This is a genomic window from Nonomuraea sp. NPDC004186 (assembly GCF_053603495.1).
Genome location: NZ_JBSGFQ010000193.1, coordinates 1 through 16,559, shown reverse-complemented (window position 1 = coordinate 16,559; position 16,559 = coordinate 1). Strand labels below are relative to the sequence as shown.

General features: G+C 72.3%; 15 protein-coding genes. 9 read left to right on the top strand and 6 right to left on the bottom strand.

The annotated features are described in order from the left end of the window. Window positions 1-87 precede the first annotated feature (87 nt). Window positions 88-1,167 carry a glycoside hydrolase family 26 protein gene (locus ACWEPL_RS62030; protein WP_452442285.1) on the bottom strand — a complete coding sequence of 360 codons (1,080 nt, stop codon included), beginning with the start codon at window positions 1,165-1,167 and terminating at the stop codon, window positions 88-90. 275 nt (window positions 1,168-1,442) lie between these two features. Here ACWEPL_RS62030 and ACWEPL_RS62025 point away from each other — a divergent pair, with 275 nt between their 5' ends. From ACWEPL_RS62025 to ACWEPL_RS62015, 3 genes are read left to right on the top strand one after another with little or no spacing between them, the layout of a single operon-like run. Beyond that, window positions 1,443-2,507, top strand: a complete 1,065-nt coding sequence (locus ACWEPL_RS62025; RefSeq protein WP_452442284.1) for an ATP-grasp domain-containing protein — start codon at window positions 1,443-1,445, stop codon at window positions 2,505-2,507. A 20-nt stretch (window positions 2,508-2,527) separates the two neighbouring features. Beyond that, a complete protein-coding gene (locus ACWEPL_RS62020) occupies window positions 2,528-3,721 on the top strand; it encodes an NAD(P)-binding domain-containing protein (RefSeq protein ID WP_452442283.1) in 1,194 nt (397 codons plus the stop codon). Window positions 3,722-3,753: 32 nt separating this feature from the next. Continuing rightward, on the top strand, window positions 3,754-4,938 hold the full coding sequence (locus ACWEPL_RS62015) for a GEVED domain-containing protein (protein ID WP_452442282.1): 1,185 nt from the start codon (window positions 3,754-3,756) through the stop codon (window positions 4,936-4,938). Window positions 4,939-4,944: 6 nt separating this feature from the next. On the opposite strand, the gene ACWEPL_RS62010 is transcribed toward ACWEPL_RS62015, so the two are convergent. The 3 genes from ACWEPL_RS62010 to ACWEPL_RS62000 form a co-directional block, all read right to left on the bottom strand. Then, window positions 4,945-5,478 (bottom strand): NADPH-dependent FMN reductase, encoded by a 534-nt coding sequence (locus ACWEPL_RS62010; protein WP_363964146.1) that lies wholly within the window; start codon window positions 5,476-5,478, stop codon window positions 4,945-4,947. 102 nt (window positions 5,479-5,580) lie between these two features. Further along, a complete protein-coding gene (locus tag ACWEPL_RS62005; protein WP_452442281.1) occupies window positions 5,581-7,548 on the bottom strand; it encodes an ABC1 kinase family protein in 1,968 nt (655 codons plus the stop codon). Window positions 7,549-7,622: 74 nt separating this feature from the next. Beyond that, window positions 7,623-8,549 carry an acyl-ACP desaturase gene (locus ACWEPL_RS62000; RefSeq protein ID WP_350726712.1) on the bottom strand — a complete coding sequence of 309 codons (927 nt, stop codon included), beginning with the start codon at window positions 8,547-8,549 and terminating at the stop codon, window positions 7,623-7,625. Between the two features lie 77 nt (window positions 8,550-8,626). On the opposite strand from ACWEPL_RS62000, the gene ACWEPL_RS61995 reads away from it, so the two are divergent. Further along, entirely contained in the window at window positions 8,627-9,091 is a 465-nt protein-coding gene (locus ACWEPL_RS61995; protein WP_452442280.1) for an NUDIX domain-containing protein, read from the top strand. 26 nt (window positions 9,092-9,117) lie between these two features. Here the strand turns inward: ACWEPL_RS61995 and arfB are convergent, their stop codons facing one another. After that, window positions 9,118-9,525 (bottom strand): alternative ribosome rescue aminoacyl-tRNA hydrolase ArfB, encoded by a 408-nt coding sequence (gene arfB, locus ACWEPL_RS61990; RefSeq protein ID WP_452442279.1) that lies wholly within the window; start codon window positions 9,523-9,525, stop codon window positions 9,118-9,120. A 146-nt stretch (window positions 9,526-9,671) separates the two neighbouring features. On the opposite strand from arfB, the gene ACWEPL_RS61985 reads away from it, so the two are divergent. From ACWEPL_RS61985 to ACWEPL_RS61975, 3 genes are all read left to right on the top strand, one after another. Continuing rightward, a complete protein-coding gene (locus tag ACWEPL_RS61985; RefSeq protein ID WP_452442278.1) occupies window positions 9,672-10,493 on the top strand; it encodes a hypothetical protein in 822 nt (273 codons plus the stop codon). Continuing rightward, window positions 10,490-11,089, top strand: a complete 600-nt coding sequence (locus ACWEPL_RS61980) for an HAD family hydrolase (RefSeq protein ID WP_363964155.1) — start codon at window positions 10,490-10,492, stop codon at window positions 11,087-11,089. The genes ACWEPL_RS61985 and ACWEPL_RS61980 overlap by 4 nt, the downstream gene beginning before the upstream one ends. Before the next feature lie 118 nt (window positions 11,090-11,207). Then, window positions 11,208-12,755 (top strand): alkaline phosphatase D family protein, encoded by a 1,548-nt coding sequence (locus ACWEPL_RS61975; RefSeq protein ID WP_363964156.1) that lies wholly within the window; start codon window positions 11,208-11,210, stop codon window positions 12,753-12,755. Between the two features lie 261 nt (window positions 12,756-13,016). Here the strand turns inward: ACWEPL_RS61975 and ACWEPL_RS61970 are convergent, their stop codons facing one another. Then, entirely contained in the window at window positions 13,017-14,744 is a 1,728-nt protein-coding gene (locus ACWEPL_RS61970; protein WP_452442277.1) for an efflux RND transporter periplasmic adaptor subunit, read from the bottom strand. Window positions 14,745-14,920: 176 nt separating this feature from the next. On the opposite strand from ACWEPL_RS61970, the gene ACWEPL_RS61965 reads away from it, so the two are divergent. Further along, on the top strand, window positions 14,921-16,054 hold the full coding sequence (locus ACWEPL_RS61965; protein ID WP_452442276.1) for an efflux RND transporter periplasmic adaptor subunit: 1,134 nt from the start codon (window positions 14,921-14,923) through the stop codon (window positions 16,052-16,054). Continuing rightward, a partial coding sequence (locus ACWEPL_RS61960) for an ABC transporter ATP-binding protein (RefSeq protein WP_452442275.1) occupies window positions 16,051-16,559 on the top strand: 509 nt, incomplete at its 3' end. The genes ACWEPL_RS61965 and ACWEPL_RS61960, both read left to right, overlap by 4 nt.

The following is a 16,559-nucleotide window of genomic DNA, read 5'->3' as shown; positions in this document are numbered from 1 at the left end:
GGAGGCGCTGGCCACGGGCAGGCCCGTGGTCGCCTGCGCGGTGCCCGGGCTCACCGAGGTGGTGACTGGGGGAGTCGGCGCGCTCGTTCAGCCGGAGGACAGCGCGGGGCTGGCCGAGGCGCTGCTGGTCAGGCTCGGGCAGCCCGAGCTGGCCGGTGCCGAGGGGGTGGCCGCCGCCACGCTGGCGGCCGGGTTCGGCGTGGACTCCGCGCTGGACGGGCTCGCCACGCACACGCTGGCCGTGCTGGGCGGGGAGGCGCGCTCCAGCAGCAGCCTGCGGAAGGCCTCCGACGAGCCGGGGTTCGACGAACACTGCCAGACGCCGTGCGGACAGTAATCGGAGATCGAGTGATAGACCACGTTGTGAGTACCGATCCAGTCGAGCATCCCCTCGACGTAGGCGGGACGGTCGCCGTTGCGGAACAGCCCCCACTCGGGGAACGAGATGGGCTTGCCGTGCTGCGCGGCGAAGTCGGCGTGCGCCCGCAGGCCGTACGGCTGGTCGATGTATTCGGCGAACTCGTGCCCGGGCCCCTGGTCGTAGCTGTCCATGCCGATGATGTCGACCACGTCGTCACCCGGGTAGCACTGCGTCCAGGGCACCGCGTCGAGCCCGCGGCTGGGGGCGAAGTCGAAGCGGAAGCGCTGGCCGGGCGTCTCGCGCATGGTCGTCACGATGCGCCGCCAGTACTGCTTCCACGTCTCCGGGTCGGGTCCGCACCTGCTGGAGTAGGTGGTGCCGTTCATCTCCCAGCCGAGCACGATGATCGTGTCACCGGCGCCGGAGGAGACCAGCTTCCCGGCGAGCTTCCTGAAGCGGCCGTCATGGGCGCCGTGCGCCCCCTTGGCCAGTCGTCGCGCCACGGCGTGGTCGGACATCATCGACTCGTTCGGAGTGACCATCGGCACGTTCAGCGCCAGGACGCGGCCCGGCTGGGCGGCCCGCCAGCGCGTCCACGTGTCGAGGATCTCGGAGTCGCCTCCCTCGAGGGACTTCCAGCGTTCGCCGGGGAGATAGGTGCGCCCGACCGTCACCCTGAGCCCCAGCCACGCCTCGAAGCCCGTCAGGAGCTCGGGACCGCGCGCGTCGGAGGCGAGGAAGACGCCCAGCGCCGCGGGGTCGCTCGCCGGCGCGGGCGCCGGCGCGCCCAGACCGACCGATGCCACCACCGCACCCGTGATTATCGCGAGCGAAAAGCGCAGATATCTCGTTCCTGCCACGATCGCACATCCCCGATTCTCGCCTCTCCTTCCTTCTCCATACCCCATGTTTCGGCAATCCGGATATCCGACTCGCGATTTGCCTGATTTATAGCTTTTCGCGAAGGAGAAGGAAGATGCTCGATTGCACTGTCCCGGCGCTTGTGCTGCGATTGGACCCCAATAACTTTCATCATGGGACCCTCGGCGCCATTCGCTCCCTCGGCAGGGCCGGAGTGGAGGTGCACGGACTCCTCGGGGAGACGGACTCGCCGACCTCCCGCTCCAAGTACCTGGCGCGCGCGCATGCGTGGCCGCGCGGCGGGGACGCCGGGGACATCGTGGGGACGCTCACGCAGGTCGCCCAGAGCATCGGCCGCCCGGCCGTCCTGCTGGCCCTGGACGACGCGGGCGCCATCGCCGTCGCGGAGCACGCGGCCGAGCTGCGCCCGCACTACCTCTTTCCCGACCAGGTGCCCGGACTGCCGCGCGCCCTCGCCGACAAGAGCCTGCTGGCGCAGCTGTGTTCCGCGTTCGGGGTCGTCCAGCCGGAGACCCGGCTGATCACCGGCGAACGCGACGCCGCGGCCGCCGTCGCCGACTTCGGGCTGCCGCTGGTCGCCAAGTGGGCGCAGCCGTGGCTCCTGCCCGCCGGCGTCGGGCTGCGCAACACCAGCCTGGTGCGGCGGATCAGCCAGGTGCCCCGGCTGCTCCAGCACGTGGAGGGCTGCGACCTGCTGTTCCAGCGCTTCGTGCCCGGCGGGCCGCACGCGGACTGGTTCTTCCACGGCTACTTCGACGAGAACTCCCGCTGCCTGTACGGCGGCGCGGGACGCAAGGAGCGCGCCCATCCCAAGGGCGCCGGGCTCACCACCTACGGGCGGTGGCTGCCCAACCCCGTCGTGGAGGGCACCGCCCGCGAACTGGCGGAGAGGCTGGGCTACCGCGGCGTGCTGGACATCGACTTCCGCCACGACGCCGGCAGGGACGCCTACCACCTGCTGGACTTCAACCCCCGGCTCGGCGCCCAGTTCCGGCTGTTCAGCGACAGCAGCGGCCTGGACCTGGTACGGGCCGCCCACCTGCACCTGTCCGGCCGGCGCGCGCCCCGGGGACGGGCCGGTCACGGCCGGACCTACGTGGTGGAGAACTACGACCTCATCACCGCCGGCCCGAAGAGCCTGCGTGCCCTGTGCTCGGCGGACGAGTTTGCCTGGCTGTCCGCCGACGACCCCCGGCCCTTCGTGGCCATGGCCAGGCAGGCGATGAAACGCGGATTCACCCGGCTGGCCCGGCAGCGGGCCTAGCACGGCGAATGGAGGAGAATGTGCCTACCTCGGTCATCGACGTGGCGATCGTGGGCGCCGGACCGTACGGGCTGTCGGTGGCGGCGCACGCGCTGCACGCCGGGCTCGACGCACGGGTGTTCGGCGAGCCGATGCGGTCGTGGGAACGCCACATGCCCAGAGGCATGCTGCTGAAGTCCGAGCCGGACGCGTCCCATCTCGGCGACCCGGATCGCAGACACGGCCTCGACGCCTTCCACCGGTACTCCTACGGGGAGCCGGTGCCGGTGGAGAGGTTCGTCGCCTACGGCAGGTGGTTCCGTCAGCAGGCGGTCGGCCGGGCGCTGGAGGAGACGGAGGTGACGGCCGTCGGCGTCGAGGGCGGGCTGTTCGCGCTCTCCCTGTCGTCGGGCGCGTCCGTGCTGGCCAGGACCGTCGTGCTGGCCCTGGGATTCCTGCCGTTCGCCCACCGGCCCCGCGCCCTGGCGGCGTTGCCGCCCGAGGTGGCCACGCACAGCTCCGACCACCACGATCTGAGCGGGTTCGCGGGACGGGACGTGACCGTGCTGGGAGCCGGCCAGTCGGCGCTGGAGACCGCGACGCTGCTGGCCGAGGCGGGGGCGGCCGTCCGGCTCGTCGCCCGCACCGGCGCCCTGGCCTGGAACGACGTGCCCGTCGAACGGCGCCGGGTCATGTCGCGCGTGCTGGCGCCCCGCTCCGCGCTCGGGAGCGGCTGGCCCTCCGTGGCCTGGTCGCGGATGCCGTACGCGGTCAGGTACCTGCCGCGGGCGGCCCGCGCCCACATCGTGCGCAACACCCTCGGACCGGCCGGGTCCTGGTGGCTGAAGGAGCGCTTCGACGGCGCCGTGCAGGTGACCCTGGGGGCGCGGCTGGCCGCCTCCGAGTACCGCGACGGGGTCCGGCTGCGGCTGCGGGACCTCGCGGGCGCGGTCACCCTGCTCGAGACCGAGCACGTCATCGCGGCGACCGGCTACCGGGTGGACGTGGCCAGGATCGGGATCCTCCACGAGGACCTGCGGCGCGCGGTGGCGGCGCCCGGCCCGGCGCCGCGGCTCGGTCCCGCGTTCGAGACGTCCGTCGCGGGGCTGCACCTGGTCGGGCTCGCGGCGGCGGCGACGTTCGGACCGGCCATGCGGTTCGTGTGCGGCTGCGACTTCGCCGCCCGCCGCGTGACCAGGGGCCTGGTGGGCCGCCTGCGGGGAGCTCGGGCGTGAATCCGGGCAGAGCTGCTTCTGGGGGAGCGAGAATGGTTCTTCACGCGGTGCTGGCCTGCGTGGTCACGGTGTTCGCCGGCGTCCCGGGGGCCGTCGCCGAGGACGCGCCGTCGTCCTTCACCAACTCGCCGGCGACGGCCTCGGGGCGGACGCCGTCCGGCGTGACGGTGACCGTGCGCAAGACCATGATCGGGGAGACGCGCGTGGCCTCCGCCGAGGTGCTGACCGCGAGCACGTGGGTGCCCGACGACGAATTCCTCGTCCCGGCCAACGCCAAGATGACGGCGGGATTCATGGACCTCTACGAGGACTTCGCGGCCCGGCCCGGCGGCTGGAGCGGCGTGGCCATGCTGACGTTCACCTTCTCCCGGCCGGTACGCGACCCGCACCTGCACGTGTTCGGCACGGGCGGCGTGTCGCGCGACCCGAGGCGCGGCCGCGACGACTACTGGCCGGCCGTCGACCTGGTCGACGGGACCCCGGCCACGCCCGCCTTCTCCGCGGCGGCCGGCTTCCCCGGCTACCGGGTCACGGCGGACTCGATCGAGCCGGAAGCGGTCCGTCCCGTCAAGTCCACCACCTGCGGGGTCGTCTACACCTGCGGCACGGCCAAGGTGAACGGCACCGTCACCGCGTTCACGATCCGGCTGAGCGCCCGTGACGTGCGCTACGCGCTCGGGGGCCCGGGCCCGCAGATGTGGGCCGCGTTCAAGATCACGCTGGCCGAGGACGACTCCGACGCGCCCGCCTCGTACGGAGCGGCCTCCCACGCGATCACCGACTCCTTCCTGGGGGCCTCCGCGACCGCCGACCATCTGGACAAGGTGAGCACGGCGGCCCGCGAGGTGAGCGCCGACGAGGACGACGCCGTGACCGGCTCCCCGGCGGAGATCACCGTCAAGGACCGGGTCGGCACGCTGACGGTGCCCGTACGGGCCGGGTCGCCCGCGTACCTCACCGGGTGGATCGACGCCGACCACGACGGCCGCTTCGGCACCGACGAGCGGGCCACCGCGCAGGTCGCCAAGGACGCCACCACCGCGGAGCTGCGCTGGAGCCTGCCGCAGACATTCCGCACCGGCCTCACCTGGATGCGGCTGCGCCTGGCCGCCCAGGCGACGGCCCTGCCCACGGGATGGGCCGACAGCGGCGAGGTCGAGGACCACCGGATCGAGCTCGTCCGCCCGGCGGACGACGCGCCGCCGGCGACGGGCTGAGGGGGGTCAGAGCGAGAGCGCGGGCTCCATGACCTCGGAGGGGCACAGCTGGCCGATCACCCTGCGCACCTGGGCGCGCAGGGCGGGGTCCGTGAGATGGCCGTCCTTGTCGAAGTGCGGGCAGGCCGGGGAGATCACCAGCTCGGCCCCCATCACGACGGCGCCCGCCGCCTGAAGGTGCTTGTAGAGCTCCGCCTGGGCCCACATCGCGCCGCACGCCCGCGCGCTCGCGCTCATCACCGCCACGTGCTTGCCCGACAGCCCGTTGCGCGCCGACATCCAGTCCAGCGCGTACGTCAGCTCCTCGGGCAGCAGGCTGTGCTCGGGGGCGGTCAGCAGCACCGCGTCGGACGCGGCGACCAGCCCGATGAGCTCGCGCGCCATGACCGGCACCGGCCCGTCCGCGTACGGCGGGATCTCGCCGAGCCCCGGCCACACTGCGAAGTCGACGCCCACGGGCAGCTCGCCACCCGCCGCGTCCAGCAATTTGTTGATAAACGACCCCGCGTGGAGACTGGCGGCGATCCCGATGATTTTCACCCTCTGCTCCCGAGCGGTTCCGAAGTTTCCAGGAACCTGCCCGATGTCTCGGATGTCCAAGACCAGCGCCGGGTCAAGACACGACTGGGGCCCGTTCGCGTCCTATCGCCGCGCCGGGTGATCGTCCGAGGCGCGCGGGCGGCGGAAGATCAGCGCCAGGACGCGCAGCACCAGGATGGCGGCGATCACCAGCAGGTTGTAGCCGATGAGCTGGAAGAGCGTGGTGTTCGCCAGCGCCGGCGGGCCGCCGGCCGTCCCGAGGAGGATGACCGCCATCACCCCGGCCGTGGCGCCGAGCACCGTCAGCAGCACCTGGTGGAGCAGGCCCGTCACGAAGCGGCGGTCGCGGTCGTCGGCCAGCAGCCGCACGTTCATGGAGAACCGGCCGTGCTCCGCGGCGCTCGCGATGCGCTCGACGCGGCGCGGCAGGCGGCGCAGCATCGGCAGCAGCGCGACCAGCTCCTGCATGGCGGACTCCTTGATCGTCTCCGGGGTGATCCGCTCGGCGAGATGGCGGCCGGCGAACGACCGGGCCTCGCCGATGAGGTCGAACCCGGGGGAGAGGCGCACGAGCGTGCCCTCCAGCGTGGCCAGCGCCCGGAAGACGGCGGCCACCTCGGGCGGGATCGACAGCCCGTACGCCGAGACGATCCTGAACAGGTCGGTGAACATCTGCGCGCTGTCCATGCTGGCCGTCACGTGCCTGGCCATGAACTGGCCGAGCGCCCGTTCGAGCGCGGCCTCGTCGATGTCCTCCGGCCTGGGCACGACCTCGAGCAGCGCGTCGGTGACGCCCAGCGGGTCCTGGCGGTTCATGGCGAGCAGGAAGCGCCGCAGCGCCGAGCGCACGGAGTCGTCGAGCCGCCCGACCGCGCCGAAGTCGAGCAGCCCCAGCGTGCCGTCGTCGAGCAGCATGAGGTTGCCGGGATGCGGGTCGGCGTGGAAGACGCCCTCGATCAGGATCTGCCTGAGCAGGCAGTCGAGCAGGTCGCGGGCCAGCTGCGGGCCCTGCTCGGGGGCGGCGGCGGTGACGGGCCGGCCGGACAGGCGCCGCATGACGAGCACGCGTTCGGTGCACATGGCGCTGATCGGGGCGGGGTACGTGACACCGCCGCCGGCGGTGACGGCCGCCATGTTGGCCGCCTCCACCCGGAAGTCGAGCTCCTCGCGGATCGCCGTCGCGAACCCGTCGGCCAGGTCGCGCAGCCCGAGCGAGCGGCCCCAGCGGGTCCTGGACTCCAGCGTGGCCGCCAGCCGCCGGACGATGTCGAGATCCTTCGAGACCACCGGCCAGATGCCCGGCCGCAGCACCTTGACCACGACGCTCTCGCCCGAGTGCAGGCGGGCGGCGTGGACCTGCCCGATGGAGGCGGCGGCCAGCGGTGTCCGGTCGAACTCGGCGAACGCCTCGTCCACCGGCCCGCCCAGCTCGGCGGCGAGCACCGGCTCGATCTCCGGCCACGGCGCCGGGGCGACCTGGTCCTGCAGCCGGCCCAGCTCCTCGACGAACTCGGCGGGCAGCAGGTCGCGCCGGGTGGACAGGACCTGGCCGAGCTTGACGAACGTGACGCCGCCCTCGTCGAGGGCCTCGCGCAGCGACCTGGCCAGCCGCACCTTCCCCGGGCGGTCGTCGAGCCGCTCGCCCCGGCCGCGCAGGTACGGGCCGAGGCCGTGCTTGATGGCGATCCTGGTGATCTGCGAGTAGCGCCTGGCCCGGGAGAGGCGGCCGCGTACGGACCTGACGAGCTCCAGCGGCCCCGGCACCGAGCCCGGCGGCACCAGTGCCTCGGCGATCACCAGGATCACCATGGGGATCAGCACCACGCTCATGACGATGAGCAGCAGGATCCCCAGCGCCGGCGCGGCGGGCGGGTTCTCGCGGCCGATGGGGCCGAGCGAGCTCAGGATCGGCTCCAGCATCGGCTGCGCCAGCCCGAAGGCGACCAGCGCGGCCAGGAACGTGCGCAGCCTGCCGAACCTGACGCCCAGCAGGCGCTGCGCCGCCGTGGCCAGGCCGATGATCATCAGGAGCGTGAAGACGCTGAGGAGCAGCTGGGTGGGGAGATCCATAGGGCAGGATCATTCCACGGCGGCGCTCCTCGCCGGATGGCAGCGACGTGCCTCGGGGGCCGGGCGAAGGCGTGTCAGCGGGCGGCGGCGCGCGCCCGGCGCTCCTCGCGGCGCTCGACGAACCTGGCGGCCGTGGTCTCGGTCTTGGCCAGGAACGCGGACAGCTGCTCGCGGGCCTGCTCGCCCTCGGCGTCCAGCCCGGTCTTGTCGAACACCGACCACTGCTTCAGCACCGGCATCAGCACGTCGTCCAGGTGCAGGCGCAGGTCGTAGATGCCCTCATTCGCGATGATCATGGCCTTGCGGGTGAACCCCTCGATGCCCGAGCCCGGCATCTGGAACGTGGTGACGACGTCGGTCACCGCGCGCATGGTCTGGTTGGGGTCCAGCTCGAAGGCGGCCTTGAGCAGGTTGCGGTAGAAGAGCATGTGCAGGTTCTCGTCGGCGGCGATCCTGGCGAGCAGGCGCTCGCAGCCCTCGTCGCCGGAGGCCTTGCCGGTGTTGCGGTGCGCGATGCGGGTGGCCAGCTCCTGGAAGGAGACGTACGCGAGCTGCTGGAGCATGGTGCCGTACTCGGTGGTGAAGCCGTTCTCCATGTGGTGCATGCGGGCGCGCTCGAGCGCCACGGGATCGACGGCGCGGGTGACCGTGAGGTAGTCGCGGAGCGCGGTGCCGTGGCGGTCCTCCTCGGCCGTCCAGCGGTGCACCCAGGTGCCCCAGGCGCCGTCGCGGCCGAACGTGCTGGCGATCTCGTGGTGGTAGCTGGGGAGGTTGTCCTCGGTCAGGAGATTGACGATGAGCGAGATGCGGGCCGCCTCGGGGATCTTGGAGTCGCCTTCCTGCCACGCCTCGCCCCCGTAGATGCCGTCGAAGTCGCGGCCCTCGCTCCACGGGATGTACTCGTGCGGGAACCACTCCTTCGCCATCGTGTGATGGCGGTCGAGCTCCACGGCCACCACGGGCTCCAGCTCGTGCAGCAGCTCCGTCTGAGTCATCGCCATAAAAGATCTTCTCCTTCAGGTTACGGTACCGTAGGTTAGGCTACCGGAAGGACATACCGGTCAAATAGGGTGTCCCTATGCGACCCAGTGTCCGCGGTGTCCTGCTCGACCACGACGAGCGGCTGGTGATCTTCCGTCGTACGGTTCCGGGACGCGACGTCTATTGGAGCATCCCCGGAGGGCATGTCGAACCGGGGGACGACACGCTGGAGCACACCCTGCACCGGGAGCTGCTCGAGGAGCTGGGCGCGACCGTCTCGGCGGTGACGCCCCTGGTCACGCTGTCGTACCCGTGGAAGGGCGAGCTCAAGACGCAGCACGTCTACGGCTGCCGCCTGGTGGCGATGGATCCGGGGCTGCGGCACGGGCCCGAGTTCGAGGACCCGTCGCGGGGGCTGTACGAGGTGGAGCGGGTACGGCTGAACCGTTCGGAGATCACGTCCCGGCACCTGGTCCCCGAGCCGGTGGCGGACTACCTGTCGACCACCATCACGGACCTGCCCCGCCTGATCGGCCAGGACTCAGGGCCCGATCAGGGCTGAGGGCTCGGTCGGGGCTCACGGCCCCGCTAGGGTTCGCGGCGCAGGCGCTTCAGGTCGGAGCGCTGCTTCTTCGCGGCGATGCGGCGCTCGACGGAGCCGCGGCTGGGCTTGGTCGGGCGGCGGCGCTTCGGCGGCGGGGCGATGGCCTCGCGCAGGCGCTGGGCCAGGCGGTGCGCCGCGGCCTCCCGGTTGCGCAGCTGGGAGCGGTATTCGGAGGCGGCGATCGTGATCGTCGGGGACCCCAGCCGGTCGAGCGCCCTGGCCTTGAGCGCGGGCGGCAGCGCGGTGCTGGCGGCCACGTCGAAGACGAGCTCCACGCGGCTGTCGGTGGTGTTGACGCCCTGGCCACCGGGGCCCGACGAACGTGAGAAACGCCAGACGAGCTCGACGTCGGGAATGACGATCGAATCGTTGACGATCAGCGGGCCGGGCATGGGCGGGACTCCTGTTCTCTCACCAGCATTAACAGTAAATGGGTGATATATGCCGCGCGCAACGGCATTTTGCCTATCCGCTCGATGGCGGACTGCAAGCGACGTGTGCCACCATCGCGCGTGGAGATCACGGGTGGGGAGGCGCTGTGACCGCGATCGTCGGCGTGCACGGGATCGGCAAGTACAACTACTACCTCGAGGCCGGACGGTCCGCGACCGGGGCGGCCGAGGCCATGCGGGTCAAGTGGGACCGCTATCTGCAGGTGGCGCTCGGGGGCGAGGCGCGGCCGTACTTCAGCGAGGTCGCCTACTTCTCGCACCACCTGCACAGCGGCAAGGGCGGCGAGGAGGAGGCGAGGGCCGCCGCGGCGGCGGAGGGCCAGATCCAGCAGGTGCTCGTCGCCTGGGCGAAGAACCTGGGCGTGGGCGAGCACGTGACGGGGGCGCTCAAGACGTTCACCGGCTGGTTGCTCGACCGGCTGGACGGCAGGTCGGCGGCGTTCGCCAAGCTGTTCGCGCCGGAGGTGGCGGCGTACCTCACGGACGAGGGCAAGCGCGAGAGGTGCCGGCAGGCCGTGGCCGACGCGATCAGGCGCAACCGGCCCAAGGTGGTGATCGCCCACTCGCTCGGCAGCGTGGTCGCGTACGAGACGCTCTGGGGCGACCCCAGCCTCCGGATCGACCTCCTGATCACCCTGGGCAGCCCGCTCGGCATGCGCAACGTCGTCTTCGAGCGCCTTCTGCCCGCCCCCATCAACGGCCATGGCGAACGCCCCCCGGGCGTCAGGCGCTGGGTGAACATCGCCGACAAGGACGACATCGCCGCCATCCCGCCCAACCTGGCCGTCAGCTTCAGCGGCATCGACGCCGAAGAGCTGGTCAACCTGGACTGGATCGACTTTCACACGGTCGAGAAGTACCTAGGTTGCCCGGCGCTCGACCCGCATCTGCGACCATTCCTGGCATGACGTGGATTGTGTTCGACTACGGCGGCGTCCTGTGCCTGCCCCAGCTCGAGTCCGACAACGAGGCCATGGCGCGGGCGGTGGGCGCGGACCCGGACGCGTTCCGGCACGGCTACTGGGAGCACCGCCTGGAGTTCGACCGGGGGAGCCTGGGCCCGCTGGACTACTGGTCGGCCGTGCTGGACCGGCCCGTCACCCGGTCCGAGCTCGCCCGCCTGGTCGCCATGGACGTCGCGAGCTGGGCGTACCCGAACGAGAGCACGGTCACCCTGCTCGGCGAGCTGATCGGGGCCGGCCGTGACGTGGCGCTGCTGTCCAACATGCCCGTCTGCGTCGGCGACGGCCTGGACGAGCTGCCCTGGATCGCCGAGGTCGGCCACCGCTTCTACAGCGGCAGGATGGGCCTGGTCAAACCCGACCGGGAGATCTACGACGCGATGGCCCGCGCGCTGGGCGCCGACCCGTCCGAGGTCGTCTTCATCGACGACCGCGAGGAGAACGTCGAGGGCGCCGAGCGCGCGGGCATGACCGGCGTGCACTTCACGGACGCGGCCACGCTCCGCGGAACGCTGTCTGGCGTTCACGGAGCCATCGGATGAACGCTCAGTGAGGTCATCGGCCGAGGCCGAACCTCGCGAACAGGACGACTGATGCTGTTCACCCGTGCTTGACTCGGCTGTCACGGCCGGGTCAGCGCGGGCGGACATACCTGTGAACGTGGACCGCAGAGCCTTCCTGACAGCGGCGACAGCCGGACTCCTCCTCCCCCAGACCGCCACACCGGCGGCAGCGGCCAGAACCCTCAGATCCGACCCGTTCACGCTGGGCGTGGCCTCCGGCGACCCGTCGGCCGACGGCTTCGTCCTGTGGACCAGGCTGGCGCTCGACCCGCTGGCCGGCGACGGCCGCGGCGGCATGCCCGCCCGTGACGTGGACGTGGACTGGCAGGTCTCGGCCGACGAGCGCTTCTCCAAGATCGCCAGGTCCGGTACGGCCACCGCCAGGTCGCGCGACGCCCACAGCGTCCACGTCGAGCTGGACGGGCTGGAGCCGGGGCGCGAGTACTTCTACCGCTTCAGAAGCGAGGGCAGGCTCTCCCCGGCGGCCCGCACCAGGACCACCCCCTCCGGGGAGACGCCGCTCAACTTCGCGGTGGCGGCGTGCGCGCACTACGAGCACGGCTACTACACGGCCTACCGCCGCCTGGCCGAGCAGGAGCCCGACCTGGTGGTGTTCCTCGGCGACTACATGTACGAGTACGGCCCCAGCGGCTACACGGCGCTGGCCGGCCGCGTACGCACCCACACGCCCGGCAAGTGCGAGACGCTCGCCGACTACCGGCTGCGGCACGCCCAGTACAAGAGCGACCACGACCTGCAGGCCGCGCACGCGGTGGCGCCGTGGCTGGTGGCGTTCGACGACCACGAGGTGGAGAACAACTGGGCCGGCCCCGTCTCCAGCACGAACGCGCCCGGCTTCACCACGCGCAGGACGCACGCGTTCCGGGCGTACTACGAGAACATGCCGCTGCGCCGCGCCAGCCTCCAGGGGGCGGTGCTCAGGGTGAACCGGCGGATCTCCTGGGGGACGCTGGCCCGCTTCCACCTGCTGGACACCCGGCAGTTCCGCGACGACCAGGCGTGCCTGGACGGCGTGCGGGCCGGGTGCGACGACCGGCTGGCGTCGGGGCGGACGCTGCTCGGGTCCGACCAGTGGCGCTGGCTGGAGAGCGGCCTGCGCGGCTCGACCACCCGCTGGAACCTGCTGGGGCAGCAGATCATGATGGCGCAGCGCGACTACAAGGTCGGGCCCGGGCGCGAGGTGAACCTGGACTCCTGGGACGGGTACGCCGCCGAGCGGACCCGGCTGCTGGGGTCGCTGGCGGGCACCGAGAACCCGGTGGTGCTGACGGGGGACGCGCACATGCACCACCTGGCCGAGCTCAAGACCGACTTCGACGACCCGGACTCGCCGGTGGTGGCCAAGGAGCTGATCGCCTCGTCGATCGCGAGCGACGGCGACGGGTACCGGGACCGGACGTGGATCGCGGAGGCGCTGCAGGAGAACCCGCACATCTCCTTCATCGACCAGCGGCGGGGGTACCTGATGGCTCGGCTGACCCGAGATGAGCTTTCCGTCGATTACCGGACATTGGACTACATCTCCCGGCGGGGCGCGCAGGCGAAGACCGCTCACCGGCTCACCATCCCCGCGACCACCGGTCCCGCGGCCGCCGGCCGGGCGGGCGCACCGCGCGTCGGCTGAACGTTTGCTGGGAGCAGCCTGAAAATCCGCTCAACCACGCGCACGCCCGGCGGGCCCGCCGCGCTCCCGGGCGCGTTTGCCGCGCCCACCGGAAGCGCCGGGTGGCGCCGCCGGTGGGCGCGCCGGGCCGGGGCGGCACGCGCCACGTGCGGCCCTGCCCGGGACCCGGCGGGAGAGGAGGTGCCGGGCCGGTCCAGGGGGGTCAGGCGCCGGACCAGGGGGTCAAGCGCCGGTCCAGGGGGTCAAGCGCCGGTCCAGGGGTCAGGCGCCGGGCCAGCTCGCGTCCGGGAACTCGCCGTTCGTCGCGCCCGACATGACCACTTCGTCGCTCTCCTGCAGCCCTGAGGTCACCTCCACGTACTGGTCGCCGCGGACGCCCGTCCGCACCACCTTCGCCGAGTCCCGTCCGCCCGCCCGAACCGTGACCACCTGGGCGCCGTCCGACCTGCTGCGGACCGCCGAGGCGGGCACGTAGATCGCGTCCGCGGCCGTGTCCGTGGTGACCGTCACCGAGGCGGTCTGCCCGAGCATGAGCCCGGTGGGCGGCTCGTCGAAGGCCAGGGTGACCGAGTAGCGGACGAGCTGGCCGCTCACCGTCGCGGTCGGCGCGATGGCCGTGATCGTCCCCTCGTACTGCCGGCCGTTCCGGGTGGCCAGGGTGATCCGGGCCTTCTGGCCGAGCTTGAGCCGGTTCACGTCCGACTCGGTGACCATGGCCTGGACCTGCAGCTCGTTGAGGTCGCCGAGGCTGACGAAGGTGCCGGTGCCCGCCTGGTCGCCGACCGCGCCCGCCAGCGACAGCACCGTGCCCGCCGCCGGGGCCACGATGCGGGTCGCCCGTACGGCGTCGGCGGCCTGTTCGAGGGCGGCCTGCGCGCGGTCCACGTTCGCGCCGGCCTGCTCCTCGCTGACGCCGCCCTGACCCTGAGCCTGGCCCTGGCTCTGGCTCTGGCCCGCGGAGCCCGTGCCGCGGTTGCAGGAGGACTGCGCGTTCGGCCGGGCGGCGCCGTCGGTCGGCCTGGTGCTCGCTCTCGCCGACGGCTTGCCGCTGCCCGTGGGGCGGCCGGTCGCCGACGGCTTCGCGCTGGTGGACGGCTTGCCGGAGCTCGTGGCGGACGGGGTGGCGTCCGAGGTGGGACGGCTCCCGGACTGGTCGGAGCCCCCGCCCGGGGTGCCGCCTTGGGGAGCGCCGCCGGTCGGGGCGGCGGTGACGGTCGTGGTGACGGTGGCCGTCACGGTGGCCGTCACGGTGACCGTGACCGTGGGCTGCGGCTCGGGCCCGGGGCCGGTGGGGCCGGGGTCCGTCGGCACGGAGGTCGGCGTGCTGGTGGGGCGCGGGGTGGAGCCGGTGGCCGGGCTCCCGTTGTTCAGGGACACGCCCTGGGTGGGCGGCGCCGTCGGCCCGAGCGCGCCGTTCGCCCCATTGCCGTTCGCCCCGTTGCCGCCGACCGCGCCACCGCTCGGCCTGCCCGTGGGCGTGGCCGTACCCGTGGCCGTGCCCGTGGGGGTCGCGCCTCTGGTGGGTGTTGCCGAACCAGCAGGTGTCCCGCCGGCGGACGTGGCGGGCGTGGCGTCGTTCCCGGACGGCGTACAGGCCGCGGGGCCGGCGGCGGTGGCCGGGGACGCCGCCTTCTCCTGGGCGTCCTCCAGGGCTTCCTCGGCGGCGGCGAGATCGGCCTTGGCCGCCGTGTACGCCTCCCGCGCCGACCGCCCGTCGACTCTGGCCAGCACCTGCCCCTTCTTCACCTTGGTCCCGACTTTGACGTACACCTTGGTCAGCGTCCCCGAGGAGCCGAACGCCAGGTCCCTGCGCGAGCCGTCCACGGTGTTGCCCGCCGCGCTGACCGTGGCCGTGACCTGGCCGCGCTGCGCGGCGGCGAGCCGTACCTGGACGATGGGCGGTGCGTCGTCGCGCAGCGCCAGCGCCAGGCCGGACCCGGCCACGAGCACGGCGAGGGCGAGGCCGCCCAGCGCGAAAGTCGGTCTCATGGCGGCCCATCCTGGCGAAGCCGGCTCGCGCCAGGCTGCGAGCAGCCTAAGAGTTACCTGTGTACCTGGAGGGACCCCCAGGTTGTCAGCGAACGTTCAGCTCGCTCGCGGCTCCGGCGCAGCCTGGTGTGCAAGGGTCACCGCCTGTGAAGGTGTCCACAAGGCGCAGAGCGCTGATGACCAACGGAGCGCTGGTGGTGCTCCTGCTGGGCGGTGCCGCGCTCGCGTACGCCCAGCTCGGCACGGGACAGGCGGCGGGCCAGACGGCCGTCAGGACCGTGACCGCGAGCCGCGGCTCCGTGGTGGCCTCGGTGTCCGCGTCGGGCGCGGTCGAGAGCTCCAAATCCAGGGCCCTCTCGTTCGGTACGACGGGGACGGTCGAGAAGGTCTACGTCAAGGCCGGCGACAAGGTGAGCAAGGGCGACCTCCTGGCCAGGATCGACGACGACGCCGCGCAGGAGAGCCTGTCGGCGGCCAAGGCCACGTACGACGAGGCCGTCGACGACGGGACCTCGACGGCCCAGCTCTACGCCGCCTACATTAAGGCCCGCAACGCCTACCGGGAGGCCCAGCGCACGGTCGCGGCCACCGTGCTGAAGGCGCCGTTCAAGGGCACGATCACGGCGGTGAACGGCACGGTCGGCGGCAGCAGCTCGGGATCGGGCTCCGGATCCGGCTCCGGGTCGGGTTCGAGCGCGGCCTCCGGCCAGGGCACGGGCCAGTCCTCGGGCTCCGGCGGCACTCAGAGCTCCGGCGGCTTCGTCGAGCTGGCCGACACCGGCAAGCTGCAGCTCGTGGGCACCTTCACCGAGTCCGACGTCGGCAAGCTCAAGAACGGCCAGGAGGCCACGGTCACGTTCGACGCCCTGCCGGGGGTGACCGCCACGGGCAAGGTCACCCAGATCCAGCCGGTCGCCTCCACCAGCAACAATGTCGTGCAATATCCGGTCACGGTGACGTTCACGAAGGTCCCGGGCCAGGTGCGGCTGGGCCAGACGGCCACGGTCGAGGTCGTTGTCGGCCAGGCCGACAACGTCGTCACCGTACCCTCGACGGCGGTCTCCACCAGCGGCGGCCAGACCACGGTCACCCTGATCAGGAACGGCACGCAGACCAGGACCCCGGTGGAGGTCGGCGTGCAGGGCACGACGCTGACCGAGATCAAGTCGGGCGTCTCCGAGGGAGACCAGATCGTGCCTCCGGCGACCACGACGAGCACCACGGGCGGCAACCTGCGCTTCGGCGGTGGCGGCGGCTTCCCCGGCGGTGGCGGGGTGCCCGGCGGCGGCGGTCCGGGAGGCGGGCGATGACGGCCCCGGACGTTCCCCCTGTCCTGCGCGTGAAGGACCTGGTCAAGGAGTACGGCGAGGGCGACGCGAAGGTCCGCGCCCTGCGCGGCATCAGCGTGGACGTCGAGCGCGGCGACTACGTCGCCATCATGGGCGCCTCCGGCTCCGGCAAGTCGACCCTCATGAACATCCTCGGCTGCCTCGACATCCCCACCTCGGGCACGTACCTGATCGACGGCGCCGACGTGGGACAGCTGGACGAGCGCCAGCTCGCCATCCTGCGCAACCGCAGGGTCGGGTTCGTGTTCCAGTCGTTCAACCTGATCCCGCGCATGAGCGCGCTGGCCAACGTCGAGCTGCCGCTGGTGTACGGCGGCATCGGCCAGGCCGAGCGGCGCAGGCGGGCCCTGGCGGCGCTGGACCAGGTCGGGCTGACCGACCGCGTGCACCACGAGCCGAACCAGCTCTCCGGCGGCCAGCAGCAGCGTGTGGCCGTGGCCCGAGCCCAGGTCACCGCGCCCGCGCT